Source organism: Streptomyces roseus (assembly GCF_001044425.1).
In the GTDB taxonomy this organism is placed as follows: domain Bacteria; phylum Actinomycetota; class Actinomycetes; order Streptomycetales; family Streptomycetaceae; genus Streptomyces; species Streptomyces roseus.
Window position 1 is genome coordinate 1 of sequence record NZ_LFML01000061.1, and the last position, 23,536, is coordinate 23,536.

Sequence of the window (23,536 nt, forward strand, 5' to 3'; positions counted from 1 at the left end):
TTCGAGGAAAGGCGACAGACCCCGGCATGTCCGCATCCCGCACCACCTTCCTCCAGGGCCAGGCCGGCCAGGGCGCCGCACTCGCCCGGATCGCCGACCGCGTCCGCACCCGGCTCGCCTCCCCGGACTGCGCGGCCCTGCGCACCGCCCGGCGCCCCCTGTTCACCGGCATCGGCGCCTCCTACGCCGCCCTCGCGGTCCCCGTGCACCAGCTGCGCACGGCCGGGGTCGTCACCCAGCGCGTGCTGTCCAGCGAGATCGATACCGGCACCGCCGGCTTCGACACCGACTGCCTGATCGCCGTCTCCCAGGGCGGCCGCAGCCGCGAGACCGTCGCCGCCTTACGCAGCGCGGCACCCGGCATCACCAGGACCGCGCTGCTGGGCGTCGTCGCCTCGCCGCTCGGCGAGCTCGCCGACCTGACCGTCGACCTCGGCGACGAGCCCGACTCGCACGCCTCGACCGTCGGCTACACCGGGGCCGTCGTCGCCCTCGACCTGATCGCCGGGGCCCTCGCGGGCCGTGACCGGGACCCGTGGGCCGACATCGCCGAGCGGACGGCCGCGGTCCACCGGCAGGCCGCCGAGGTGGTCACGGGCCTGCGCGAACGCGGTGCCCGCTGCGCCGCCTCCGACGCGGTGGCGGCCGGGGCCTCGCGGGCCTCGGCCGAGGAGGGCGCGCTGCTGCTGCGCGAGGTGGCCCGGATGGCCGCGGCCGCCTGCGCCACCCGCAACTACCTGCACGGGGAGATGGAGTCCGCGGGCAACACCCTGCACCTCGTCCTCGGCGCCGGCCGGGAGATCGAACTGGCCCGCTCGCTTGCCGCCGCCGGGCACCTCACGCTGCTGGTGACCACGGCCCCGGCCCGGCCCTCGGACAGCCTGTTCGTGATCCGCCTCCCCGAGGTCCCGGACGCCGTCCGGGCGGTGCTGGAGGCGGTGGTGCTCCAGGAACTGGCCGCCCAGCTCGCCGCCGAGCGCGGCGTACCGATCGAGTCGTTCGTCTTCGCCCACGACGACACCAAGCTGGGCGGCCTCGACACGGCCCGCTTCCAGGTGGCCGCCTACGCCCCGGCGGGCGACGCCGCAAGGGCCCCGAGCCCCTGATTCCGCCATGGTCGGAAGTCAGGGGTGCTGCGGGGAATGCCGGGTCTGCCAGGCTGGTTGCCCCGTCACGAGATCGAAACCAGGGGAGCCCGGCATGACCGAGACCGTCACCCGCATCGAGTACACCCTGCCCGTGAACGATCCCGTGGCCGAGGACCGGGTCCAGCTCAGCCGGGACGAACTCTGGACGGGTCTGGTGGCCAAGGCCACCGACCCGCGCCCCTACGTACCGGCGATCACCGAGTGCACGGTCCTGTCGGAGAACCCGCAGGGCCTGGTCCGCGAGATAGCCCGCGACGGCGACCGCTTCCGGGAGACGGTGGTCTTCGACATCGGCCACCGCGTCAGCTTCCGCCGCGAGGACGAGAAGGCGGTCTGGACGATCGACAACGTCATCGACGAGGACCCGACCGGCGCCCTCACCCTGACGTTCAGCGGCGCGTTCGAGCGCGAGTTCGCCCCGTCCCGGCTCGCGGCGATGCGTGCGTCCATGGCGGAGACGGCCGCCCGCACCCTCGCCGTGATCCGCGAGTCCGCCGCCGCCTGAGACCGCCCCGGACCGCCTGAGATCATCCGCACATGGACTTGGTACTGAGCCGGCTCGCCGCCGTCGGGCCCTTCTTCACCGTCCCGTACGGGACGGAACCGCCGGGGGAGGGGTTCCGGCCGCTCAGCGAGCTGTACGGACCGGCGCTGGAGCCCTACGTGGCCGAGGTCGGGCGCCGGATCGGCAGCGGGCCGGGGCGCGTCGCGGCCTCGACCGCCCAGCTCGGGATCGCCGCCCGGCTGTGGTCGGTCGGGCTCGGCTGCGCCGCGCTGGGCGGCCGGGTGCCGGACCTGGGCGCCGACCGCGTGTGGTGGCGGCTGCCCGGGGCGGGGTCGCTGGAGCTGTGGCTGCCCGAGCCCGGCCGCGGGGACCTGCCGGCCGGGGCGCTCGGGGAGACGGTGCTCGGCAACCTCGCGGGCCTGGACGTGCGGCTGCGGCAGCGGTACGGGGTCTCGCCCAAGGTGTTGCGCGGCAACGCCGCGTCGGGTCTGGTCGGCGCGCTGCGGGTGCTGCTCGACCGGGTCCCGGGCGGCCCGGCGGTGTCCCTGGCCGCGGAACTGCTGGCCGAGGAGGGACCGCTGGGTGACGCCGGTGCCTTCGTCCACGAGGAGGGGCTCGGGGTGGCCTTCGTACGCCGCAGCTGCTGCCTCTACTACCGGGTCCCGGGCGGCGGCCTCTGCGGGGACTGCGTGCTGCGCACGCGATAGCCGGACGGGCCGCCGGGGAGCGGTCGGCTCCCCGGCGGCCCGTCCGGGTCGGTGCTTCAGGTCGTCGAAGCTCAGAACGTGAGGTTCCAGGCGTCGATCTTGCCGGTGTCCGCGCTGGCGTTGTCGTTCACGCGCAGCTTCCACAGGCCGTTCGCCACCTCGGAGGAGGCGTTGACCGTGAAGGTCTGGACGATGTTGTCGGTGCTGCCGCCGGACCGGTTGGTCAGGTTGTAGACGGTGCCGTCGGGGGCCACCAGGTCGACCCTGAGGTCACCGATGTAGGTGTGCTTGATGTCCACGCCCACCTTCAGGGTGGCCGGAGCGTTGCCGCTCACCCCGCTGACGGTGATCGGGCTCTCCACGGTCGCGTTGTCGTTGATCGCGAAGTCGGCGAGGTTCTCGAAGTACTTCCCGGGCGGCGGGGAGGAGCCCACCGCCTTCAGCGCGTCGACCTGGCCCTCGCCGAAGAACGAGTTGTTGGCCGCGGTGCCGGTGCACCGGCTGTCCGAGGGGCAGGCGATGTCGTTGGCCTGGGTGGCCAGCTTGTCGCGCAGCTGCGCCGGGGTGATGCCGGGGTTGGTGCTGGCGAGCAGGGCCGCGACGCCGACCACGTGCGGGGTGGCCATCGACGTACCGCTCTTGGTGCCGTACTTGCCGCCCGGAATGGTGGAGTAGACGTCGCTGCCCGGGGCGGCGACGTCGATGACGCCGGATCCGAAGTTGGAGAAGGAGGCCTTCGAGGTGCCGGAGCCGTTCGCCGCGACCGTGACCACGCCGGGGAGCTCGGTCGGGATGTCGAGGCAGGCGTTGGTGATGGTGCGCGTGACCGGCGTCGAGTCGTTCGGGCTCGCGGAGTCGGTCGTCTTGTGGGCGAGGTCGTAGTCCTCGTTGCCCGCCGCGGCGATCTGGAGGGAGCCCTTGCCCTCGGCGTACTCCTGGGCGCGCTTGACGCCCTCGATGATGGCGGCCTGGTCGATGTTGTCCGGGCAGTTGAACTGCCACGGGTCCGTGTAGTAGCTGTTGTTGGTGACCTTGAAGCCGTGGTCACCGGCCCAGACGAAGCCGCAGATCGTGTTCTCGGCGAAGAAGAACGAGTTGCCCGGCTCGGCGACGCGGACCGCGGAGATCTTCACGCCCGGGGCCACGCCGACGACGCCCTTGCCGTTCTTGGCGGCCGCGATGGTGCCCGCGACGTGCGTGCCGTGGCTGTCGACGTCCCGCCAGGCGCCGGCCCGGGTGTCCGGCTTGCCGTACGCGCACGAGACGGAGTCGGCCGCGTTGAAGTTCGGCGCCAGGTCCTGGTGCTGGTCGTCCACACCGGTGTCCAGGATGCCGACCTTCACGGAGGGCGAACCGGTGGTGACGGCCCAGGCCTGGTCCGCCTTGATCTGGCTCATGTCGGCGCGGACGGGCTCGCCGGCCGGGGTCGTCGACTGGGCCGGGTTGGCGGGCAGCGCCGGGTTGTAGGCGTCGGCCGGGACGTCCGAGGTACGGGTGGCCCCGACCTGCTGGACCCCGCTGACCCCGCGCATCGTCGCGGCGAAGCCGGCCGAGGCGGAGTGGGCGACGATCACGCCGATGGAGTCGAAGTTGGAGAAGACGGTGCCGCCGTTGGCGGCGACGGCGGCACGCACCGCCGAGCTGTCACCGGGGGCGGTGATCACGAGGTAGGCGCGGGTGCCGGCGGCCCAGGTCGCACTCTGGGAGGTCGGCGCCGCGGCGGCCTTGCCCGCAATCTTGGCGGGCGCGGCCGGGATGACCTTGCCGGAAGGGGAGACGGGGGCGGTGCCGGCGAGCGCGGCGGGGGCCCCGAAGGCGAGTGCGGCGCCGAGCGTGGCGGCGAGCACGAGGGTACGTCGGGGTCGGCTGGATATGTGGGGTATCAATGCGTCCTCCGAAGACGGCCCGGAGGTGCTCATGACACCTACCGGGCCGTACGAAACGAGTGGTGGACGCAAGATGTCAGACGCGTGCCCCGCTATGGAAGTACCTTTTACCGCACGACACTTAACGGCCCCGTGGCCGAAAACAGACCACGGGACCGTGTGGGGGCCGCGTGAAGGCGGTGTGAGGGCCGGCCGGCCCGGGCACCGTGGGGGCGAGCCCGGCCCGGCCGGCCCGTGACGGGCGCTCCGCTCAGACCGGTACGCCGTCCTTGGCGCCGGCCGGCGACGGCGCGGGCACGGTGGGGAGCTCCGCGCCGTGGCTGTCGTCGACCAGCGTGGTCTCGTCGAACTCCAGCCGTCCCGCGAGGACTTCGGTGGCCCGCTCGCGGTCGAACTCCTTGGTCCAGCTGCCGATGAGCACCGTCGCCACCGCGTTGCCCGCGAAGTTCGTCAGCGCCCGGGCCTCGCTCATGAACCGGTCGATGCCCACGATCAGCCCGACGCCGTCGACGAGTTCCGGCCGGTGCGACTGGAGTCCGCCGGCCAGCGTCGCGAGCCCGGCGCCGGTCACGCCCGCCGCGCCCTTCGAGGCGATGATCATGAACAGCAGCAGCGAGATCTGCTCGCCGATGGCCAGCGGCTTGCCCATGGCCTCCGCGATGAACAGCGAGGACATCGTCAGGTAGATCGCGGTCCCGTCCAGGTTGAAGGAGTAGCCCGTCGGCACCGTGATGCCGACCACCGGCTTCGAGACGCCCAGGTGCTCCATCTTCGCGATGAGCCGGGGCAGCGCCGACTCCGAGGAGGAGGTCGAGAGGATCAGCAGGAACTCGCGGCCCAGGTAGCGCAGCAGCGAGAACACGTTGAGCCCGGTGCACACCCGCAGCAGGGTGCCGAGCACCACGAACACGAACAGCAGGCAGGTGGTGTAGAAGCCGATCATGATGACGGCCAGTGACTTCAGGGCGTCGATGCCGGTCGCGCCGACCACCGCCGCCATCGCGCCGAACGCGCCCACCGGCGCCGCCCACATGATCATCGCCAGTACGCGGAAGACCAGCTTCTGCACGTGTCCGATCCCGCGCAGCAGCGGCTCGCCCGCCGTGCCCATCGCCTGGAGCGCGAACCCGCACAGCAGCGCCACGAGCAGGGTCTGGAGCACCTGCCCGCCGGTGAAGGCGGAGACCAGGGTGGTCGGGATGATCCCGAGCAGGAACTCGGGCGTGCTCTGCGCCCCGCCCGCCTTGGCCTGCGCCTCACCCGCGTGCTTGACGGCCTCGGTCAGGTGCAGTCCGCTCCCCGGCTCCAGCAGGTTCCCGACGAGGAGCCCGATGGCCAGGGCCACCGTGGACATGATCATGAAGTAGCCGAGGGCGAGGCCGCCCACGGCGCCGACCTTCGCGGCCTTGCGGACCGATCCGATGCCCAGCACGATCGTGCAGAAGATCACGGGCGAGATCATCATCTTGATGAGGTTCACGAAGCCGGTGCCCAGCGGCTTGAGCTCGACGGCCGTGCCGGGCGCGGCGAATCCCACGGCGATGCCGAGGAGCACCGCGGCGATCACCGCGATGTACAGGTAATGGGTCTTGTCGCGTCTGCCGGCCACGGCGTCCTCCTGGTGGTGAATACGTCCCGGGAGGACCATCGCCCGAGCCTGTGACCCCGGTCACCCTTGCGTTCATTGAGTTCACGGCCCGGTGCACACTGAGCGTTATGTTCCGTTTCCCCCGACCGCCGCGCAGCCTCGCCGGCCAGCTCTTCGCCATGCAGGTGCTGCTGGTCGCCGTGGTCGTGGCGGGCTGCGCGGTCTTCGCGTACGCCACCGCCCGCGGGCAGGCCGAGGAGGCCGCCCGGCGCCAGGCGGGGGCCGTGGCGCGCGCCGTCGCCGACTCCCCGTCCGTACGCGAGGCCGTACGCGGGGCCGCGGCCGGCCGGGACCCCTCGGCCGCGCTCCAGCCGTACGCCGAGCGGGTCCGCGTGGACTCCGGGGTGGACTTCGTGACGATCATGGCTCCCGACGGGCGGCGCTGGACCCACCCCGACCCCCGACGCATCGGCGAGCCGTTCCTCGGGAACACCGCCCCCGCCCTGCTCGGGGAGACCTTCAGCGAGACCTACACCGGCACCCTCGGGCCCTCCATCCGCGTGGTCACCCCGCTCATGGACGACGGCCGGGTCACCGGCATGGTCAGCGCCGGCATCACCGTCCGGGCGATCAGCGCCCGCCTCGCCGAGCAGCTCACCGTCCTCGCCTGGGTCGCGGCCGGTGCGCTCGCCCTCGGCGGAGCCGGTACGTACGTGGTCAACGCCCGGCTGCGCCGGCACACCCACGGCATGAACGCGGCGGAGCTCAGCCGGATGTACGACTACCACCAGGCGGCCCTGCACGGGGTCCGCGAGGGCCTGCTCATGCTCGACGGCCAGCGCCGCATCACCCTCATCAACGACGCCGGACGGGAGCTGCTCGGCCTGCGCGGGGACGTCCGGGGCACCGGCGCCGCCGACCTCGGACTGCCCGCCCCGCTCACCGGCGCCCTGCTCGCCGACCGGCCCCGCGTGGACGAGGTGCACCTGACCGCGGACCGGGTGCTCGTCCTCAACAGCTCGCCCGTCGCGGGCGGCGGCCGCCGCGGCACCGTGGTCACCCTCCGCGACCACACCGAACTCCAGTCGCTCACCGGCGAACTGGACCAGGAGCGCGGGTTCACCGAGGCGCTGCGCTCCCAGGCCCACGAGGCCGCCAACCGGCTGCACACCGTGGTCTCCCTCATCGAACTCGGCCGCGCGGACGAGGCGGTGGAGTTCGCCACCGCCGAACTCCAACTGGCCCAGGCCCTGACCGACGAGGTGGTCACCGGAGTCGGGGAGCCCGTCCTCGTGGCACTGCTGCTCGGCAAGGCCGCCCAGGCGCACGAACGCGGGGTCGAACTGGTCGTCACCCCCGACAGCCGCGCCGTCAGGGCCGGCACCGGGAACCTCCCGGCCCGGGACCTCGTCACCGTGCTCGGCAACCTCCTCGACAACGCCGTCGACGCCCTGACCGGCGTCCCCGGGGCCCGGATAGCCGTCACCGTCCGGCCCGACAAGGACGCACTGCTGCTCCGGGTCGCCGACAACGGCCCCGGGCTGCCCGCGGGCGCCGCCGCCGACGTGTTCCTGCGCGGCTGGTCGGGCAAGGGAGAAGGGCGCGGCCTCGGCCTCGCCCTGGTCCGGCAGGTGGCCCACCGCCACGGCGGGAGCGCGGAGGCCACCGAAGGACCGGGCGGGGGAGCCGAGTTCACCGTACGACTGCCCATGCGAAGGGAGCCGACGCCATGAGCGACGCGCACGGGGCGCCCGCGGGGCCCGCGGTACGGGTGCTGGTGGTCGAGGACGATCCCGTCGCCGCCGACGCGCACGCCCTCTACGTCGGCCGGGTGCCCGGCTTCACCGCCGTCGGCGCCGTCCATTCGCTGGCCGAGGCCACCCGCGTCCTGGAACGGACCCCGGTCGACCTGCTGCTGCTCGACCTCACCCTGCCCGACGGGCACGGGCTGCGCTTCGCCCGCCGGCTGCGGGCCTCCGGGCACCCGGTGGACGTGATCGTCGTGACCTCGGCGCGCGACCTGGCCGTGGTGCGCGAGAGCGTCTCGCTCGGGGTGGTCCAGTACGTCCTCAAACCGTTCGCCTTCCCGACCCTGCGCGAACGGCTGCTGCGGTACGCGGAGTTCCGGGCGACGGCGGGTGAGGCCGCCGGCCAGGACGACGTGGACCGGGCGCTCGCCGCCCTGCGCGCCCCGAGCCCCGCCGAGCTGCCGAAAGGACTGAGCGCGCCGACCCTGGAGCGGGTCGGCGCGCTGCTGCGGGCGGCGACCGCGGGGTTGACCGCCGCGGGGGCGGCCGAGGCGGCCGGGATCTCCCGGATCACGGCCCGCCGCTACCTGGAGCACCTGGTGGACACCGGCCGGGCGGACCGGACCCCCCGCTACGGGCAGGTCGGCCGCCCGGAACTGCACTACCGCTGGCTTGCCGCGGCGGCCGGGACCGGTTCCGTGTCGAAGGTGTAGAACTTCCGGTGGTCCAGCAGGTCGGCCGGGGTCACGTCGTTCCACGGCCGCATCGTGTCGTTCAGGTCGATCACGTTCGCGGTGCCCGCGGCCGGCAGGTACGTGGACTTCGGGTGGCGGGCCTGCCACTCGGCCCACAGCTTGTCGACGTAGGCGTGGTGCATCCAGAACACCGGGTCGTTGGGGGAGACCCCGGTGCCCATCTGGCCGCCGACCCAGACGTGCACCCGGTTGTGCAGGTTGGCGCCGCGCCAGCCCTCCAGGTGGTTGCGGAAGCCGTTCGAGGAGCTGTTCCACGGAGCCATGTCGTACACCGGCATGGAGAGGACGGACTCCACCTCGGCCTTGGTCGGCAGTTCGGCCACGCCCGAGCCGAGCGCGCGACGCAGGTAGGCGCGCCCGTCCACCCGTACGTTCACCTCCCACTTGCCGCCCGCGTAGGCGAAGGGCCCGTCGGTGACCTGTCCGTCGCGGGCCCGGCCGGTGCCGCCGAGGAAGTCGGGGGCCCAGAGGGAGGAGCGGGAGGTGCGGTCCGCGGTCCAGTCCCAGTAGGGGAGCGCCACCTTCGGGTCCACTTTCTGCAGCGCGGCCTCGAACTCCAGGAGGAAGCGGCGGTGCCAGGGGAGGAAGGAGGGGGAGCGGTGGCCCACCCGGTCGCCCGAGTCGGTGTCGCTCATGATGAACCCGTTGTGCGTGGTGACGAACCGGTCGTAGACACCGGTCCGCTTCAGTTCCAGCAGCGCGTTCGTGAAGGCGCGCTTCTCCTCGGGGGTGAGGGCGGCCTGGTTCTTGCGGACGGTCATGCCGTGCCTCCCATGGGCGCGAAGGGGGCGAGGACGGCGCCCTGGAGTTCACGCACCGCGGCGCGGGCCAGCGAGGCCGGATCGGCATACGTCTCGTAGTGGTTGACCACGCTGATCCAGGTGCCGTCGGCGTTGCGCATGACGTGCAGTTCGCGGCCGTCTATCCGGACGGTGGGCAGGCCGTCGTGGCCGCCCCCGTGGTGGCCGCCGTGGTGTCCGCCCCCGCTCTCGGCCGGGGTGATCCGTATGCGGCGGCCCTGGTACACCTCGTCGACCGTGCCGGCGGGTATGGAGGCGCGGGAGTCGGCGGCGGCCGCGTGCGCGGTGGCGCCCGCTGTGCCGAGGGCTGAGAGTGCGCCGGCTGCGGTGCCCAAGGCCTGCCGGCGGGTGATCTTGTTCATGGGCCGAAGAACTATCAGGGTGGCGCGAGCCGTTGACCGATATCCGGACATCGGCGGATAAGTTGCCCATAGAACCAATTGGTTGATCTTCCCGTCCGCACCGGCTCCGGCGGCTCGGACGGGAAGATCTTCGAGCGAAAGTCTACTCGACAGTAATTTATCCGGTCGCGCGCGGTCCCCTTCTCGTAACGATCAGTCACTTATAGTCCGAATATGGCTCTTCACGAGACGAAAGACGTAGGCGCCGGCGACGCGGACGAGGACGTGTTCACGACCGCGCTCAGCGGCGAGGTCCTCCCCAAGTACCGGATGCCCGACGAGCACGCGCCCACCGAAGTGGTCTACGAGCTGCTCAGCAACGAGCTCCTCCTCGACGGCAACGCGGCCCAGAACCTGGCCACCTTCTGCACCACCTGGTCCGACGACGGCGTGCACCGCCTGATGAACCAGTGCCTCGACAAGAACATGATCGACAAGGACGAGTACCCGCAGACCGCGGAGATCGAGGCCCGCTGCGTCAACATCCTGGCCGAACTCTGGAACGCGCCGGCGGGCGGCGCGGCCACCGGCTGCTCCACCACCGGCTCCAGCGAGGCCGCCATGCTCGGCGGCCTCGCCCTCAAATTCCGCTGGCGCGCCCGCCGCCAGGCCCAGGGCCTGCCCGCAGACCGGCCCAACCTGGTGTGCGGACCGGTCCAGGTCTGCTGGGAGAAGTTCGCCCGCTACTTCGACGTCGAACTGCGCCAGGTCCCGGTCGAGGCCGACGCCACCGGTCTGCGGCCCCACCAGCTCGCCCAGTACGTCGACGAGAACACCATCGGCGTGGTCGCCATCCTCGGGGTCACCTACACCTGCGACTACGAGCCCGTCGCCGAGATCGCCGCCGAACTCGACCGGATCCAGGCCGAGCACGGCTGGGACATCCCGATCCACGTGGACGGGGCCAGCGGCGGCTTCGTCGCACCCTTCCTCCACCCCGACGTGGTGTGGGACTTCCGGCTGCCGCGCGTGGCCTCCGTCAACGCCTCCGGGCACAAGTACGGGCTCGCGCCCCTCGGCGTCGGCTGGATCGTGTGGCGCACCGCCGACCTGCTGCCCAAGGAGCTCGTCTTCGACGTGTCCTACCTCGGCGGCGACATGCCGACCTTCGCGCTCAACTTCTCCCGCCCCGGCGGCGAGGTCATCGCCCAGTACTACCTGTTCCTGCGGCTGGGCCGGGGCGGCTACCGGCGGGTCCACGAGGCCTGCGTCGCCACCGCCCAGTACCTGGCGGGGGAGGTCGCCGCCATGGGCCCCTTCACCCTGCTCTACGACGGCCTCGGCGGCCTCCCCGCCGTCTCCTACCGGCTCACCGACCAGGCCGCCGCCGGGTTCAGCCTGTACGACCTCTCCGACCGGCTGCGGATGCGCGGCTGGCAGGTGCCCTCGTACCCGCTGCCGGCCGACCGCGACGACACCGTCATCCAGCGCGTGCTGATCCGGCACGGGGTCACCCGCGACCAGATCGCCCTCCTGGTCACGGACCTGCGCAACGCCGTGGAACACCTCACGGCGGCGCCCCCGCCGCCCCGGGCGACCGAACCCCGCTCGGGGTTCCACCACTAGAGGGTGTCCGCTCGGGGGGACCGGCCTCAGGCGTGCGCCGACCAGCGCATGCCGAGGGCGTCCAGGGCGGCGATGCGGTCCGGGGCGAGGGCCGAGGAGCGGGAGCGCTGGTTGGCGATCCAGGCACCGAGGCGCACCTCCCGGCCGCCGACCCGCTCCACATGCGTGCGCGGGACGCGCAGGTGCTGCTCGCGGCTGTGGAACTGGCGGGCCGCGGCCAGGTGTTCCGCCCACTTCTCGGCCTGCGTGCGCCGGGGGCGCGGCCGCTCGGCCTCGCTCGCCCCGGTCACCCCCAGCGTGTGCTCCAGCAGCCAGCGCTGCGCCCAGGTCAGCCGCTCCCACGCCAGCCGCTGCGTACGCACCCACCGGCCCAGGTCCTCACCCTGGACGACCACCTCGCCGGGGGCGAGCGGCAGACCGCCGCCCGCGTCGAGGTGGACGCGGGTCAGGTGGAAGGCGCGCTGCCAGGAGATCTCCCAGGCCGGGCACCAGGACGCGTCGATGGCCTCCAAGGCCTCCCTGCGCTCCTCCGGCAGGGCGCCGGGGCCCTCGCGGCGGGCGGCGGCCCGCTGGTTCTTGACCCACACCCCGACCGGCGCGCCGCGCCAGGTGGCCTCCGCCGGCGGCAGCAGGTGGCCGTGTTCCGCCGCCCAGCCGCGGGCCGCCGCGAGCCCCTCCTCGTACGCCACGTCGAAGTGGCTCCACACCATCCCGAGCTCGTCGAGCTGAGCGACCCGCTCACGGCCGAGGGCGCCCCGGCGGTGGGTGCGCCGTACGTCCGCGATCCACTGGCCGAGCGGGAACCGCTCGAGTCCGGGGGGCCAGGCCCCGGCGGCGGGCTCCGTACCGGTCCGGGCCTTCCCGGCCGGCACCTTGAACGCGAACGGCACCCGCAGGTCCCCCGCCCGGGCCGCGTAGATCCGGGCCGCCTCCACTCCGCGCCGCCAGTTCTCGTGCTCCGGATGCAGCACCCGCAGCCGGATGAACGCCGCCAGCAGGGCCGGGTCGCGCGGGGTGGAGAAGCTCAGCAGGGACCGCGCCCCGCTGCGCACCCCCGTCCCGGCCACGGCCTCGCCCCCGGCCCACGCCCGGCTCGGCGCCTGAGGCTGGGCCAGCGATTCGACCAGCCGGGTGTCGTGCGCCCGCAGCGCCTCCAGCAGCCGGGCCAGGTCACCGTACGCGCGCGAGGTCAGCATCGACTCGGCCGTCTCACCCGGCCCCAGCAGTACGGGGACCACCAGCGAGGCGACCTTCCCCTCGCCGGGGCGGATGCGCAGCGCCCGCCCGACGGCCTGGACCAGGTCCGGCATGGACCCCCGGACATCGGCCCAGAAAACGGAATCGCACTCCTTGGTGTCCACGCCCTCGCCCAGGACCCGCACACTGCCGAGGAAGGCCTTGTCGGCACCGTCCTCCGCCGCGAACCGCTCCAGCACCCGCCGCCGGTGCACCGCCGTGTGCTGCCCGCACAGCCAGTCCGCCCAGACCGTACGGGGGTACGCCGGCCCCGCCGCCCCGCCGGCGGCCCGCAGCCGCCCCGCGACCGCCGGCAGCCCGGCCGCGAAGGCCTCGGCCTCCCGCGTCAGATGGTGGAAGACGAGGGTCCGCCGGAACCCCTGGTCCGCGGCAGCCTTCACCAGCGCCGCCTGGAGGGCCGCCAGCCGCGGACCGCGCACGGAGTCGGAGCGCGCGTCGGCGCCCAGGAGCACGGCGGCCTGGAACCCCGGATCGCTGACGTCCACGCACACCACCCGGTACGGGGCGCAGATGCCGCGGTCGATGGCCTCCGCGAGGGTCAGGGTGTGGCAGCGCGCGCCGAAGGGGCCGGCGGGGTCGTCCTCCATCGACGCGACGAGCCCGCCCCGCCCGGGGCCGCCCTCCTCGCCCTCCTCCTCCGTGCCGTCCTGCCAGATCCGGGGCGTGGCCGTCATGTACAGCCGCCGGATGGAGGGGATCCGGGTGTTGTCGTGCACCACGGCCCAGGGCTTCCCGGTCCGCCCGGAGGTCCGGTGCGCCTCGTCGACCACGATCAGGTCCCAGCCCGGCAGCCCGGCGAGGTGGGCCTGCTCGATCGTGCCGAGCCCCAGGGAGGCGTACGTGGCGTACACCGTCACCCGCTGCCCCGACGGGCCGGCCAGGCGGGCCAGTTCGGCGGGGTCGGTCGTGGTCGGCATGCCGGCGTCGGCGGGGCGCAGGGAGCACACCGCGAGGGCGGCTCCGGTCCGGCCGCCCTCGCGCCAGGCCGCCGCCGTCTGTACGAGCAGGTCCAGCGAGGGTACGAGGACCAGGACCCGCCCGGCCCGCAGTTCCTCGGCGGAGCGGACGGCGACCAGGGACTTGCCGGAGCCGGTGGCCATGATCACCTGGGTCCGCAGTCCGGTCCCGGGCACCCGGCCGCCGGCGGGCAGTTCGAGGGCCCGCAGCACGGCGTCGACGGCCTCCCGCTGGTGCGGACGGAGCTCTTTCCTCGCCATGCCACGCTCCGTCCGCCGCTCCGTCCTGATCAGCCCTTTCGGCCCCAGACTCCATCCTGCACGAGGTATGAGGCATCCGGGGCCCTGGACGCGGAGGCAGAGCGGATCACATCTTGGCCCCGAAGTTCTGCGTCCACCAGGGGCCGCCAGGTCCCGAGTGGATGCCGACGCCTATGTCCTTGAAGGAGCAGTTGAGGATGTTGGCGCGGTGGCCCGGGCTCTTCATCCAGGAGTCCATGACCGAGGCCGCGGTCTGCTGGCCGCGCGCGATGTTCTCCCCGTACGTCGACCAGCGGTATCCGGCGGCCGTCGTCCGCTTCCCCGGGTCGGCGCCGTCGGGGTTGGTGTGGTCGAAGAAGTTCCGGGCCGCCATGTCGTCGGAGTGGCCCTGGGCGGCGTTCCGCAGCTGCGGGTCCTCCTTGAGGGGGCCGCAGCCGGCCGCCGCGCGCTCGGAGTTGACCAGCGCGATGACCTGGCCGGCGACACCCGAGGGGGCGGGTCCCGGCGCGGGCGCCGACGGGCGCGGGGCCGGCGCCTTGGACGTGGCCGGCTGGGCGCTCGGCGTCGGGCTCGCTGCGGACGGGCTGGGCGAGGCGGAGGCCGAGGGGGACGGGGAGGGCGAGGCCGAAGCGGAGGGCGAGGCCGATTCCGAGGGGGAGGCGAGGGGGGAGTCGGACGCCTTCAGCGCCGACACCGGGGCGGCGGGCGCGGCGCCGGTGTCCTGGTCGCCCGAGCCGGGGAACCCGCCGAGGTAGGCGAGGCCGCCGCCCGCCACGCACGCGGCGAGCACCGCGCCGCCGATCGCCCGGCGGCGGCCCCTGCGGCGCTTGCGCAGGGCGCTGCGGCCCCCGCCCGGGCCGGCGTCCGGTATGCCGCCCTGCCCGGAGACCGTGGGGGTGAGCTGCGTCGCGGTGTCGGCGAAGTCGGTGCCGGAGAAGCCGGTGTCGGAGAAGCCGGCGCCCTCGAAGCCGCCGCCGCCGCCCGTGCCGGCCGCGCCGTCGTACCCGTACGCCGGGGAGGCCGTGCCCGCGCCGCCGTCGTACGCGTACGCCGCGTCGGCCGGGGCGAAGCCCGCACCCGCCGCGACGGGGCCGGCTGCCGCGGCCGACCGTATGCCCGCCAGCAGCGCCATCGAGACCGGGACCAGGGCCAGGCCCGCCAGCAGCCCCTCCGCCGGAAGCAGTCCGTTCCACAGTCCCGCGCACCGCAGACACTCGCGCGCGTGCCGGGCTATTCGCTTGCGCCACAGCGTCGACGGCGCCCCGTCCCAGGTGCCCGTCAGCGCCCGCAGACCCTCGCACGGGGGCTGCGCGCCCAGCGCCCGCTCCACCACCCGGGCCGACTCCAGCTGCGCCTTCATCCGCTGCACCCGCACCGCCGTGTGCTGCGGGGACAGTTCGAGGGCCGCGGCCACCTCGGCACGGGTGAGCTCCCCGGCGCACTCCAGCCACCACAGCGACAGCAGCGCCCGGTCGTCTGTCTCCAGCCAGCGGGTGGCGCGGGCCGTCTCCCGCTGCTGGCCTTCGAGCTGGAGCCGCAGGACGGTCAGGTCGACGAAGTCGGCGCCCGGGTCGGCCAGTTCCCAGGCGGCTTCGAGCCCGCTCTCGCCGGGGGCGCTGTGCCGCGCCTGCCAGTGCGCCCGCACCCGGTTCATCGCGATCGCGACCAGCCAGGACCGGAAGCTGTCGTCCGACCGCAGGGTGCCCAGCCCGTCCAGCGCCCGCAGCATCGTGTCCTGCACCACGTCATCCACGTCGACGGAGCCGTTCAGGGCGCGTCCGACGACGTTGTAGACGAGCGGCAGATAGGTGCCGACCAGCTCGTCCTGCGCGCGGGGATCGCCCGCGCGGGCCGCTGCCACCAGCGCTGCCGTGTGCTGTTCAGTCATGTGAGGTTCCCTGTCCGTACCGGCGGTCGATGATGCCCGATACCTGGGAGACCGTCGAGCGCGGCCCGGATAACGGTTATCCGGGCGAAGACCCGAAGAGATTTCCCGGAAAGCCGGTGGGGGCGGTGTCGCGCCACTGTTTCACAGCAGCGGAGCGAGCGCCTCCGTGGCCGCGAGCAGGGCCGGGGCGTACGCCTCGATCTCCTCCCGGGAGACGAGGAAGGTCACGGTGGTGACGCTGACTCCGCCGATCGGGTGGCCGTCGGGGCCGAGGACGGCGGCGCCGATGCACCGGATCGTCGGCTCGTTCTCCTCGTCGTCCACGGCGAAGCCGCGGTCCCGGACCGCCTCCAGCTCCGCCAGCAGCGCCCCGGGTGTGGTCAGCGTCTTCGGCGTGCGGCGCGGCAGGCCCGCACTCTCGATCAGCGCCCGTACCTCCTCCTCGGGCAGGTGCGCCAAGATGCTCTTGCCGATCGCCGTGCTGTGCAGCGGCATCCGCATCCCGACCCGGGAGGCCGTCCGGAACGGCTGGTCGCCCTCCAGCTTCCGGATGTAGGTGAGCGACTGCCCGCTGTGCAGGGCCAGGTGGACCGTCTGGCCCACCGTCTCGCGCAGTACGCCGAGGATCCGCCCGATGCTGGCCGGCTCGCCCCCGCTGACCAGGGCGGACAGTGCGCGCAGCCGGGGGCCCGCCCCGTACCGCGATCCGCTCTGCGGGCGTACGAAGCCCTGCTCGGTCAGCGAGGCGAGGATCCGGAAGGCGCTCGACTTCGGCACGGCGGCGGCCGCCACCACGTCGGTGAGCCGGTGCGGTCCGCCCGGCGCGGCGACGGCCTCCAGGATCCGCATCGACTTCTCCAGCGCCGTGCCGGCGGCCGAGGTCCGGCCGCCGCGCGCGGGGCTCTCGGGTGCGGCCTCGGTGGGCCCGTCATCGGGCATGAGCTCTCCCGAGGCAGGGCGGGTGGGGGTAGGGTCTGCGACAGTGGTTCCACTACACGGTACCGCGTTCCACTACGTGGAACAAGTGGTGGATGTGACGCGGTGGAACCGATGGAGAGGGAGGGGTCCTTTGTCCTGCCACCCGTACGACGCGATAGCGGCCCAGCGGCTGCTGCCGGTCCTGCGCGAAGCCGACGCGGACGGAGCCGTCCGCCGGACCGCCGGCCTGCTGGCCGCCGGCTGCCGCGTGGTCGAGCTGACCACTTCCACCCCCGGGTGGGCGCAGGCCCTCGCCCGGACCGCGCCGCTCGCCGACGCGCACGGCCGGCCGGCCCTGATCGGCGTCGGCACCGTCACCACGGCCGGCCAGGCCGAGACCGCCCTCGACGCGGGCGCGGCCTTCCTGGTCTCCCCGTACCCGGCCCCCGGGGTCCGCGCGCTCGCCGACCGGCGCGGGGCGGTCTTCATCGAGGGCGGCTTCACCCCGGGCGAGATCGCCTCCGCCGTCCGGTCGGGGGGCGCTGCCAAGGTGTTCCCGGCCCACGTCGGCGGCCCGCAGTTCATCCGCTCCCTCAAGGCGGTGCTGCCCGGGGCGCTGTTCCTGCCGACCGGCGGCATCCGGCCCGCCGAGATCCTGGAGTGGCTCTCCGCCGGGGCCGCCGCCGTCGGCATCGGCGGCGGCCTCCCCGCCGATCCGGCCGAACTGGCCGCCGTGTTCGCCGATCTGGCCCGGCCGTGCTGCACCGGCTGCGCCCCCTCGGGGCGCTGAGGATGGCGCCCCCGGAGCCCGCGGCCCATACCGGGCAAGGCACGGGCCGCGGGAGCGGCTACGACGTGCTCGTCCTCGGTGAGGTCCTCGTCGAGATCCACACGGACACCCCCCTGCGGGAAGCCGCCGACGGCGCCCCGGCCCGCATCTCCTACTCCGGCGACGCCCTCAACGCGGCGGCCGCAGCCGCGGCCGCCGGGGCCCGGACCGCCCTGCTCACCGTCGTCGGCGACGACGAGCTCAGCGTCCCGCTGCTGCGCCGCGCGGCCGCGCTCGGCGTGGACGTCGCCCACGTACACCGCGCCCCACGCCCCAACGGCGCCTATCTGCTGGCCTCCGACACCGAGGGCGACCGGGAGTTCGTCTACTGGCGCGCCCACAGCGCCGGTTCCACCCTCTCCACCCCGCACATCGACTCCTGGCGGGAGCTGCTGACCGGCGCGCGGGCCCTCGTCACCAGCGGGATCACCGGCGCCCTGTCGGCGAGCAGCCGCGAGGCGGTCGTGGCCGCCGCCGAGACCGTCCACGGGGCCGGCGGGCACGTCTCGTACGACCCCAACTTCCGCCCCCGCCTGACCGGACGGGCCGCGGCCCGCGAGCTGCTGGCCCGGATGGCCCCGCTGGCCGGGCTGCTGAAGACCTCCTGCCCGGCCGACGCCGAGGCGCTGGTCGGCGCCGCGGACCCGAGGGAGGCCGCCGCCCGCTACCGCGCCCTGGGCGCCCGTACGGTCGTGGTGACCGCGGGCGCCGGCCGACTGCTGCTCGACGACGGGACGCGGGCGGAGTACCACCCCGTACCGGTCAACCCGGCTCCGGTGGACGCGACCGGCGCCGGGGACTGCTTCACCGGCACCGCCACCGCCCGGCTCGCCCTCGGCGACCCGCTGGCCGAGGCCGTCGCGTACGGCATGGCGGCGGCCTCGCTGTCAGTGTCCGGGCGCGGCGGCACGGGCCGCGTCCCCGCCTTCGCCGAGACGGCGGCCCTGGCCGCCGCCCACCCGCTGGGCGGCTTCCGGTAGCGCTCTCTCCTCTGCGGACGCCGTGGGCGAGGTCGACGGCGCGGGGTGGGGACGGCATGGGGCGTTCGTGGTGGGACGCCGCCGGACCGGAACGATTCCGCGGCCCGGCGGCGCCGGTCGGGTGGGCCGTGCGGCGGGCGCCGCGGCCGGTCAGCGGCCGTGCAGGCCCCGGTCGACGGCCGTCATCAGCTCTCCGTCGGCCGTGTCCGCGTCCAGGGACCAGAACATCGCGCCGCCCAGGCCGTTCTCGCGGATGTACTCCGTCTTGGTCCGCAGTACCTGCGGGTCGTCGTACGTCCACAGGGTGCTGCCGTCGAACAGCCAGGCGTGGCCTTCCCGGCGGTCACGGTAGACCTTGTACCTGCCCGAATCGGCCAGCTTCTTCAGCGCCTTGTAGTCCTCGTACCCGGCGGCCCAGGTCGCCGGCGCCGGGCCCGTCGCGGGCCGGCCCATGCCGTCCCCGCCTCCGGTGACTCCGGTCCAGCCCTGCCCGTAGAAGGGCATGCCCATGACCAGTTTCTCGGCCGGGGCCCCGCGGTGGCGCCAGGCCTCCACGGTGCCGGCGACGCTGAAGTCACCGCGGGCGCGCAGGGCGGACTGCTGGGCGGTGACCGGCTCGCCGGAGACGTGGAAGTCGTAGCCCTGGAGGTTCACGAAGTCGAGGTCGCGCATGATGCGGCGGACGTCGAAGCCCGCGTCGATCTTGGCGGGGGCGGTCGGGACGAACGCCGTCAGCTCGTACTTCTGCTTCCGCTTCTGGCTGCGCGCGTACGCGTCGAGCTGCGTACGGAACTCCTTGACCAGCGCGGCGAAGTTCTCCCTGTCCTCCGGCCGGTACGCGGTGTCCGTGTCACCGGCCGAGCCGGGCCATTCCCAGTCGAGGTCGATCCCGTCGAAGAGGCCGGCCGCCGCGCCGGCCCCGCCGCGGGCGCCGTCCTGCGGCAGGTTGCCCTTGATGTAAAGGTCGATGCACGACTGGACGAGGGCCTTGCGGGAGGCCGGGGTGAGCGCGGCGTCCGAGAAGTGCGTCGACCAGCTCCAACCGCCGAGGGAGAGAAGGACCTTGAGGCCGGGGTGCTTGGCCTTGAGCTCGCGCAGCTGGTTGAAGTTCCCGGCGAGCGGCTGCTCGGCGCTGTCGGCGACGCCGTCCACGGAGTTCGCGGCGTCGAGCGGGCGCACGTAGTCGGCCCAGGCGTCGGCCTCGCCCGGCACGTTGCCGGTGAAGCACCTGCCCTCCGCGCTGATGTTGCCGAAGGCGTAGTTGATGTGGGTGAGCTTGCCTGCGGTGCCGCTCGTCTCCAGGTCCTGGACCTGGAAGTCCCGTCCGTACACGCCCCATTGGGTGAAGTACCCGACCCGCTTGTATGAGCGGTCGTGCCCGCCGTCGGCCTGCGCGGCCGCGGCGGGTGCGAGGGCGGTGAGCAGGGAGAGGGAACAGGCGGCGACGGCCAGCCTGCCGGACATGCTGCGGCGCATGGGCTTCCTTTGCGGGGGCGGGAGCGGTGCGGGACGCGTGCGCGGTGCATGCCGGAAACTATTGGTCTGGACCATCTGGGTCAAGGGGGCGTGCGCAACCCGGCCGGGGCGGGGACGCGGTGACCGGCGGCGCCCCGCCACCCGTTGGGCTCCGCCATCCGGCTGGGCTCCGCCACCCCGCTGGACTCCGCCGCCCCGCCGGGCGCCCGAACTTCCACCCGCTTGACGCATCAATGCATTTGGAACTCCCGGCCGCTCCGTGTCAGAGTTTCCCCAGCGAAGGGGCGTAGCTCAGCTGGTCAGAGCGTCGGTCTCCAAAACCGCAGGCCGCAGGTTCGAATCCTGCCGCCCCTGCAAGCAGTACACGGCATCGGGCCCGTCCCCACGAAGGGGGCGGGCCCGACGCCGTTTCGTGATCGTCTGGCAGACTGGGGCGAACCACCCCAGGCGGTGCAGGACAGGAAACCGGTGCGAATCCGGTGCGGTCCCGCCACTGTGACCGGACCCCGCGCGGGTCCGGAAGTCAGACACTGACGCATCGCCTCTTCACGTCGACCAGGGGACGAGGATCCCCCGGAGAGGCTTCGCCATGCCGCGTTCCCGCGCCGTTCTGCGCGCCCTTGTCCCCCTCGCGCTCCTGATACCCCTGGCCGCCTGCGGCGGTACGCCCCCGGCCGGCGGCGGGGGCGCGGCCGGGGCGGCCGCGCCGGGGTTCCCGTACACCGTCACCAACTGCGGTGTCAGCAGCACCTACCAGGCCCCGCCCCGGCGGGCCGTCACCATGAACCAGCACGCCACCGAGATGCTGCTGGCCCTCGGCCTCCAGGACAGGATGGCCGCGACGGCGTACCTCGACGACTCCGTACTGCCGGCCTACCGGCCCGCCTACGACAGGATCAAGGTGCTCGCCGAGGAGTACCCCTCCAAGGAGGTCCTCCTCGGCGCCGACCCGGACTTCGTCTACGGCGGGTACGCGAGCGCCTTCGACAAGGCGCAGGGGCGCGACCGGGAGGGACTCGCCAAGGCCGGGATCAACTCCCGGCTCAGCGTGGAGTACTGCGGCACCGGCCCCGTCGGTCTCGAAGAGCTGAAGACCGAGATCACCGAGGTCGCGCGGACCTTCGGCGTGCCCGAACGCGGGGCGCGCCTCATCGAGGACGAACAGCGGCGCATCGACGCCGTCACCGCCCGCGTCAAGGACAAGGCCAAGCCGAACGTCTTCGTCTACGACTCCGGCGAGGGCACCGCCTTCACCTCGGGCGGAAACGGCATCGGCAACGAGATCGTCTCCCTCGCCGGCGGGACGAACACCTTCGCCGACCTGGGGGACACCTTCGGTGACGTGTCGTGGGAGAAGGTCATCGAGCGGCGGCCCGAGGTCGTCCTCGTCTACGACTACGGCGGCACCACCGTCGAAGCCAAGAAGCAGCGCCTGTTGAACGATCCCGCGCTGGCCGAGGTTCCCGCGATCAAGAACAAGCGGTTCGTGGTGCTGCCCCTGTCCTCGGCCGTCCTCGGCGTGCGCGTCGCCGAGGCCGTGGAGTCCCTGGGCCGCCAGCTCCACCCCGACGCCGCGTGAGCCGCCCCCGCACGCCCACCGCGGTGGTGCTCCTGTCCGCGGCGCTCCTCGCGTCCGCCGTCGCGGGCCTGGCCCTGGGACCGGTACGGATCGCCCCCGGCCAGGTCCTGGACATCGTGCTCGGCGGACCCGGGGCGCGCACCGGGGCGTTCGCCTCCATCGTGTGGGACGTGCGGATGCCGCGCGTACTGCTCGGGGCGGTCGTCGGAGCCGGGCTGGCCGTGGCCGGGACCGTCCTGCAGGCCCTCGTACGCAACCAGCTCGCCGATCCCTTCCTGCTGGGGGCCTCCTCCGGGGCTTCGCTGGGCGCGGTCCTCGTCATCGTCCTCGGGGCGGGAGCGGCGGGAACAGCGGGGGCGCTCGGCGGGATCGGCGCCCTGAGCGTTCCGGCCGCCGCGTTCGCCGGATCGATGGGCGCGCTCGTCGCCGTCTACGCCATGGCCCGGCGCGGCGGCACCATGACCACCGGGCGGCTGATCCTCGCCGGAGTCGCCGTCCAGTACGTCCTGTCCGCGCTCACCAGCCTGGTGCTGGTGCTCGCCGCGCACCCCGACCAGATACGGTCCGTCCTGTTCTGGACCCTGGGGGGCCTGGGCGGCGCCCGCTGGGACGAACTGGCCCTGCCCGCCACGGCCCTGCTCGTCGGCACCGCCCTGCTGACCGCGCTCGCCCGGCCGCTCGACCTGCTCCTGGCGGGGGAGGAGGGCGCGCGGACCCTCGGTCTGGACACCGGGCTTTTCCGCGCCGCCGTCTTCGTCCTGACCTCCCTCGTCATCGGCGTGCTCGTCGCCTACAGCGGCGCCATCGGCTTCGTCGGGCTGATGGTCCCGCACGCCGCCCGGATGGCCGTCGGCGCCGGGCACCGGGCGCTGCTGCCCGTGGCCGCGCTGGGCGGGGCCGTGTTCCTGACCCTGGCCGACCTGCTCGCCCGTACGGCCGCGGCGCCCGAGGAGATACCGGTCGGCGTGGTCACCGCGCTCGTCGGCGGACCGTTCTTCCTGTGGATGCTGCGCCGCTCCACGCGGGTCGAGGGGGTGGCCGGATGAGCGGCCGCCGGCCCGTGGAACTCGCCGTGGAGGCCGTGCGTTACTCCGTCGAAGGGCACACGCTGCTCCACGGGGTGGACCTCGCCGCCCGCCCCGGCGAGACGGTCGGAGTGGTCGGGCCCAACGGCAGCGGGAAGACCACGCTGCTGCGCTGCGTCTACGGCGCCCTGCGGCCCACCGCCGGCCGGGTGCTGCTGGACGGCGCGGACGCGGCGGGGCTGGGCGCCAAGGACCGGGCGCGCCGGGTCGCGGTGGTCCCGCAGGACGCCGCGGGCACCTTCGGACTGACCGTCCGCGAGGTGGTCGCGATGGGCCGCAGCCCGCACAAGCGGTTCTGGGAGCAGGACGGCCCCGACGACGTGCGCCGCGTCGCCGAGGCCCTGGAGACCGTGGGCGCGGGCGACTTCGCGGACCGCCCCTACGACGGGCTCTCCGGCGGGGAGCGGCAGCGCGCCCTGGTGGCCCGCGCCCTCGTCCAGGACCCGGGCCTGCTCGCCCTCGACGAGCCGACGAACCACCTGGACATCCGCTACCAGCTGGAGGTCCTCGGCCTGGTCCGCGCCCTGCCCGCCACCGCCCTGCTCGTACTGCACGACCTCAACCTGGCGGCCTCGTACTGCGACCGCCTGTACGTCCTGTCGGGCGGCCGGGTGGCGGCCTCGGGAACCCCGGCGCAGGTGCTGACCGAGGAGCTGCTGGCCGAGGTGTACGGGGTCCGCACCCGCGTCACCACCCACCCGGCCACCGCCGCCCCCAACATCGTCTACCTCCCGCCCGGCGGGCACCGGGCGGAAGGCGGAGGCCCCGGGCGGGCCGGCTAGCCGGCCGCCGGCTCCTGGTAGCCGTACGGGCGGGTGATGATCTCCATTCCGTGGCCCGACGGGTCGAGGAAGTAGACGCCGCGACCGCCATCGTTGTGGTTGATCTCGCCGGGACGCTTCATGTGGGGGTCGGCGAAGTACGGGATCCCGCCCGCCCGGATCCTCGCGAACGAGGCGTCGAACTCCTCCTCGGAGACGAGGAAGGCGTAGTGCTGGACGGCGAGGGAGTCGGCCGGGACGGTCGCGAAGTCGAGGGTGACGCCGTTGGCGGTCTCGACGGGGACGAACGGGCCCCACTCCGTCCCGACCTCAAGGCCGAGGACGTCCGCCAGGAAGGCGGCGGCCTCCCGGTTGTTCCGGGAGTGGACGATCGTGTGGTTCAGCTGGACTGACATGAGTGAATGCCTCCGCAAGGCACATC

General features: G+C 73.8%; 20 protein-coding genes, 1 tRNA gene and 1 riboswitch. Of the genes, 12 read left to right on the forward strand and 9 right to left on the reverse strand.

Annotated elements, in window-relative coordinates; all coding sequences use genetic code 11:
- Window positions 1–26: 26 nt before the first annotated feature.
- The 3 genes from ACS04_RS16020 (at window position 27) to ACS04_RS16030 (ending at window position 2,360) form a co-directional block, all read left to right on the forward strand.
- A complete protein-coding gene (locus ACS04_RS16020; RefSeq protein WP_048477291.1) occupies window positions 27–1,106 on the forward strand; it encodes an SIS domain-containing protein in 1,080 nt (359 codons plus the stop codon).
- 94 nt (window positions 1,107–1,200) lie between these two features.
- Complete coding sequence (locus ACS04_RS16025; protein WP_048477292.1) at window positions 1,201–1,653, forward strand: SRPBCC family protein; 453 nt, start codon at window positions 1,201–1,203, stop codon at window positions 1,651–1,653.
- 32 nt (window positions 1,654–1,685) lie between these two features.
- Complete coding sequence (locus ACS04_RS16030; protein WP_048477293.1) at window positions 1,686–2,360, forward strand: (2Fe-2S)-binding protein; 675 nt, start codon at window positions 1,686–1,688, stop codon at window positions 2,358–2,360.
- Between the two features lie 71 nt (window positions 2,361–2,431).
- Here ACS04_RS16030 and ACS04_RS16035 read toward each other — a convergent pair whose 3' ends face one another.
- Together ACS04_RS16035 and ACS04_RS16040 are read right to left on the reverse strand one after the other, a co-directional pair.
- Window positions 2,432–4,207 (reverse strand): S8 family peptidase, encoded by a 1,776-nt coding sequence (locus tag ACS04_RS16035; protein WP_048477294.1) that lies wholly within the window; start codon window positions 4,205–4,207, stop codon window positions 2,432–2,434.
- 289 nt (window positions 4,208–4,496) lie between these two features.
- The gene (locus ACS04_RS16040; protein ID WP_048477295.1) at window positions 4,497–5,894 is read right to left on the reverse strand and encodes a cation:dicarboxylate symporter family transporter; all 1,398 of its coding nucleotides are present in this window, start codon (window positions 5,892–5,894) and stop codon (window positions 4,497–4,499) included.
- Between the two features lie 68 nt (window positions 5,895–5,962).
- On the opposite strand from ACS04_RS16040, the gene ACS04_RS16045 reads away from it, so the two are divergent.
- Both ACS04_RS16045 and ACS04_RS16050 read left to right on the forward strand, forming a co-directional pair.
- On the forward strand, window positions 5,963–7,567 hold the full coding sequence (locus tag ACS04_RS16045) for a sensor histidine kinase (protein WP_048477296.1): 1,605 nt from the start codon (window positions 5,963–5,965) through the stop codon (window positions 7,565–7,567).
- Complete coding sequence (locus ACS04_RS16050) at window positions 7,564–8,295, forward strand: response regulator (protein ID WP_048477297.1); 732 nt, start codon at window positions 7,564–7,566, stop codon at window positions 8,293–8,295. Before ACS04_RS16045 ends, ACS04_RS16050 begins: the two co-directional genes overlap by 4 nt.
- Here the strand turns inward: ACS04_RS16050 and melC2 are convergent.
- Window positions 8,244–9,098 carry a tyrosinase MelC2 gene (gene melC2, locus ACS04_RS16055; RefSeq protein WP_048477298.1) on the reverse strand — a complete coding sequence of 285 codons (855 nt, stop codon included), beginning with the start codon at window positions 9,096–9,098 and terminating at the stop codon, window positions 8,244–8,246. The two genes, ACS04_RS16050 and melC2, sit on opposite strands and share 52 nt — an antisense overlap.
- Window positions 9,095–9,499: an apotyrosinase chaperone MelC1 gene (melC1, locus tag ACS04_RS16060; RefSeq protein WP_048477299.1), complete on the reverse strand. Its 405-nt coding sequence runs from the start codon at window positions 9,497–9,499 to the stop codon at window positions 9,095–9,097. The genes melC2 and melC1 overlap by 4 nt, the downstream gene beginning before the upstream one ends.
- 213 nt (window positions 9,500–9,712) lie before the next feature.
- Here melC1 and gad point away from each other — a divergent pair, with 213 nt between their 5' ends.
- A complete protein-coding gene (gene gad / locus ACS04_RS16065; protein WP_048477300.1) occupies window positions 9,713–11,104 on the forward strand; it encodes a glutamate decarboxylase in 1,392 nt (463 codons plus the stop codon).
- A 26-nt stretch (window positions 11,105–11,130) separates the two neighbouring features.
- On the opposite strand, the gene ACS04_RS16070 is transcribed toward gad, so the two are convergent.
- The 3 genes from ACS04_RS16070 to ACS04_RS16080 all read right to left on the reverse strand — a co-directional run bounded on the left by ACS04_RS16070 (window position 11,131) and on the right by ACS04_RS16080 (window position 16,405).
- A complete protein-coding gene (locus ACS04_RS16070) occupies window positions 11,131–13,578 on the reverse strand; it encodes a DEAD/DEAH box helicase (RefSeq protein WP_078864827.1) in 2,448 nt (815 codons plus the stop codon).
- 106 nt (window positions 13,579–13,684) lie between these two features.
- The gene (locus tag ACS04_RS16075) at window positions 13,685–15,466 is read right to left on the reverse strand and encodes a sigma-70 family RNA polymerase sigma factor (protein ID WP_048477301.1); all 1,782 of its coding nucleotides are present in this window, start codon (window positions 15,464–15,466) and stop codon (window positions 13,685–13,687) included.
- A gap of 141 nt (window positions 15,467–15,607) precedes the next feature.
- Window positions 15,608–16,405 (reverse strand): IclR family transcriptional regulator, encoded by a 798-nt coding sequence (locus ACS04_RS16080; RefSeq protein WP_053080796.1) that lies wholly within the window; start codon window positions 16,403–16,405, stop codon window positions 15,608–15,610.
- Between the two features lie 130 nt (window positions 16,406–16,535).
- Here ACS04_RS16080 and ACS04_RS16085 point away from each other — a divergent pair, with 130 nt between their 5' ends.
- Window positions 16,536–17,174: a bifunctional 4-hydroxy-2-oxoglutarate aldolase/2-dehydro-3-deoxy-phosphogluconate aldolase gene (locus tag ACS04_RS16085; protein ID WP_048477302.1), complete on the forward strand. Its 639-nt coding sequence runs from the start codon at window positions 16,536–16,538 to the stop codon at window positions 17,172–17,174.
- A 2-nt stretch (window positions 17,175–17,176) separates the two neighbouring features.
- A complete protein-coding gene (locus tag ACS04_RS16090; protein WP_048477344.1) occupies window positions 17,177–18,193 on the forward strand; it encodes a sugar kinase in 1,017 nt (338 codons plus the stop codon).
- Window positions 18,194–18,343: 150 nt separating this feature from the next.
- On the opposite strand, the gene ACS04_RS16095 is transcribed toward ACS04_RS16090, so the two are convergent.
- Complete coding sequence (locus tag ACS04_RS16095; protein WP_048477303.1) at window positions 18,344–19,669, reverse strand: glycoside hydrolase family 18 protein; 1,326 nt, start codon at window positions 19,667–19,669, stop codon at window positions 18,344–18,346.
- Window positions 19,670–19,949: 280 nt separating this feature from the next.
- Here ACS04_RS16095 and ACS04_RS16100 point away from each other — a divergent pair.
- The 4 genes from ACS04_RS16100 to ACS04_RS16115 all read left to right on the forward strand — a co-directional run bounded on the left by ACS04_RS16100 (window position 19,950) and on the right by ACS04_RS16115 (window position 23,115).
- Window positions 19,950–20,023: transfer RNA gene (locus tag ACS04_RS16100), tRNA-Trp, on the forward strand.
- Between the two features lie 104 nt (window positions 20,024–20,127).
- Window positions 20,128–20,202, forward strand: a riboswitch (cobalamin riboswitch).
- Between the two features lie 56 nt (window positions 20,203–20,258).
- Window positions 20,259–21,248 carry an ABC transporter substrate-binding protein gene (locus tag ACS04_RS16105; protein ID WP_048477304.1) on the forward strand — a complete coding sequence of 330 codons (990 nt, stop codon included), beginning with the start codon at window positions 20,259–20,261 and terminating at the stop codon, window positions 21,246–21,248.
- Complete coding sequence (locus ACS04_RS16110) at window positions 21,245–22,294, forward strand: FecCD family ABC transporter permease (RefSeq protein WP_048477305.1); 1,050 nt, start codon at window positions 21,245–21,247, stop codon at window positions 22,292–22,294. The genes ACS04_RS16105 and ACS04_RS16110 overlap by 4 nt, the downstream gene beginning before the upstream one ends.
- The gene (locus ACS04_RS16115; protein WP_048477306.1) at window positions 22,291–23,115 is read left to right on the forward strand and encodes an ABC transporter ATP-binding protein; all 825 of its coding nucleotides are present in this window, start codon (window positions 22,291–22,293) and stop codon (window positions 23,113–23,115) included. Before ACS04_RS16110 ends, ACS04_RS16115 begins: the two co-directional genes overlap by 4 nt.
- Here ACS04_RS16115 and ACS04_RS16120 read toward each other — a convergent pair.
- Window positions 23,112–23,510 carry a VOC family protein gene (locus ACS04_RS16120; protein WP_048477307.1) on the reverse strand — a complete coding sequence of 133 codons (399 nt, stop codon included), beginning with the start codon at window positions 23,508–23,510 and terminating at the stop codon, window positions 23,112–23,114. The two genes, ACS04_RS16115 and ACS04_RS16120, sit on opposite strands and share 4 nt — an antisense overlap.
- Window positions 23,511–23,536: the final 26 nt, after the last annotated feature.

Bases quoted from the DNA above. Each gene is read 5' to 3' on its own strand.
- ACS04_RS16095 (WP_048477303.1), bottom strand. From the start codon at position 19,669: ATGCGCCGCAGCATGTCCGGCAGGCTGGCCGTCGCCGCCTGTTCCCTC.
- ACS04_RS16080 (WP_053080796.1), bottom strand. From the start codon at position 16,405: ATGCCCGATGACGGGCCCACCGAGGCCGCACCCGAGAGCCCCGCGCGC.
- ACS04_RS16025 (WP_048477292.1), top strand. From the start codon at position 1,201: ATGACCGAGACCGTCACCCGCATCGAGTACACCCTGCCCGTGAACGAT.
- ACS04_RS16105 (WP_048477304.1), top strand. From the start codon at position 20,259: ATGCCGCGTTCCCGCGCCGTTCTGCGCGCCCTTGTCCCCCTCGCGCTC.
- ACS04_RS16040 (WP_048477295.1), bottom strand. From the start codon at position 5,894: ATGGTCCTCCCGGGACGTATTCACCACCAGGAGGACGCCGTGGCCGGC.
- ACS04_RS16030 (WP_048477293.1), top strand. From the start codon at position 1,686: ATGGACTTGGTACTGAGCCGGCTCGCCGCCGTCGGGCCCTTCTTCACC.
- melC2 (WP_048477298.1), bottom strand. From the start codon at position 9,098: ATGACCGTCCGCAAGAACCAGGCCGCCCTCACCCCCGAGGAGAAGCGC.
- ACS04_RS16050 (WP_048477297.1), top strand. From the start codon at position 7,564: ATGAGCGACGCGCACGGGGCGCCCGCGGGGCCCGCGGTACGGGTGCTG.
- ACS04_RS16115 (WP_048477306.1), top strand. From the start codon at position 22,291: ATGAGCGGCCGCCGGCCCGTGGAACTCGCCGTGGAGGCCGTGCGTTAC.
- ACS04_RS16045 (WP_048477296.1), top strand. From the start codon at position 5,963: ATGTTCCGTTTCCCCCGACCGCCGCGCAGCCTCGCCGGCCAGCTCTTC.
- ACS04_RS16075 (WP_048477301.1), bottom strand. From the start codon at position 15,466: ATGACTGAACAGCACACGGCAGCGCTGGTGGCAGCGGCCCGCGCGGGC.
- ACS04_RS16070 (WP_078864827.1), bottom strand. From the start codon at position 13,578: ATGGCGAGGAAAGAGCTCCGTCCGCACCAGCGGGAGGCCGTCGACGCC.
- melC1 (WP_048477299.1), bottom strand. From the start codon at position 9,499: ATGAACAAGATCACCCGCCGGCAGGCCTTGGGCACCGCAGCCGGCGCA.
- ACS04_RS16090 (WP_048477344.1), top strand. From the start codon at position 17,177: ATGGCGCCCCCGGAGCCCGCGGCCCATACCGGGCAAGGCACGGGCCGC.
- ACS04_RS16020 (WP_048477291.1), top strand. From the start codon at position 27: ATGTCCGCATCCCGCACCACCTTCCTCCAGGGCCAGGCCGGCCAGGGC.
- ACS04_RS16120 (WP_048477307.1), bottom strand. From the start codon at position 23,510: ATGTCAGTCCAGCTGAACCACACGATCGTCCACTCCCGGAACAACCGG.
- gad (WP_048477300.1), top strand. From the start codon at position 9,713: ATGGCTCTTCACGAGACGAAAGACGTAGGCGCCGGCGACGCGGACGAG.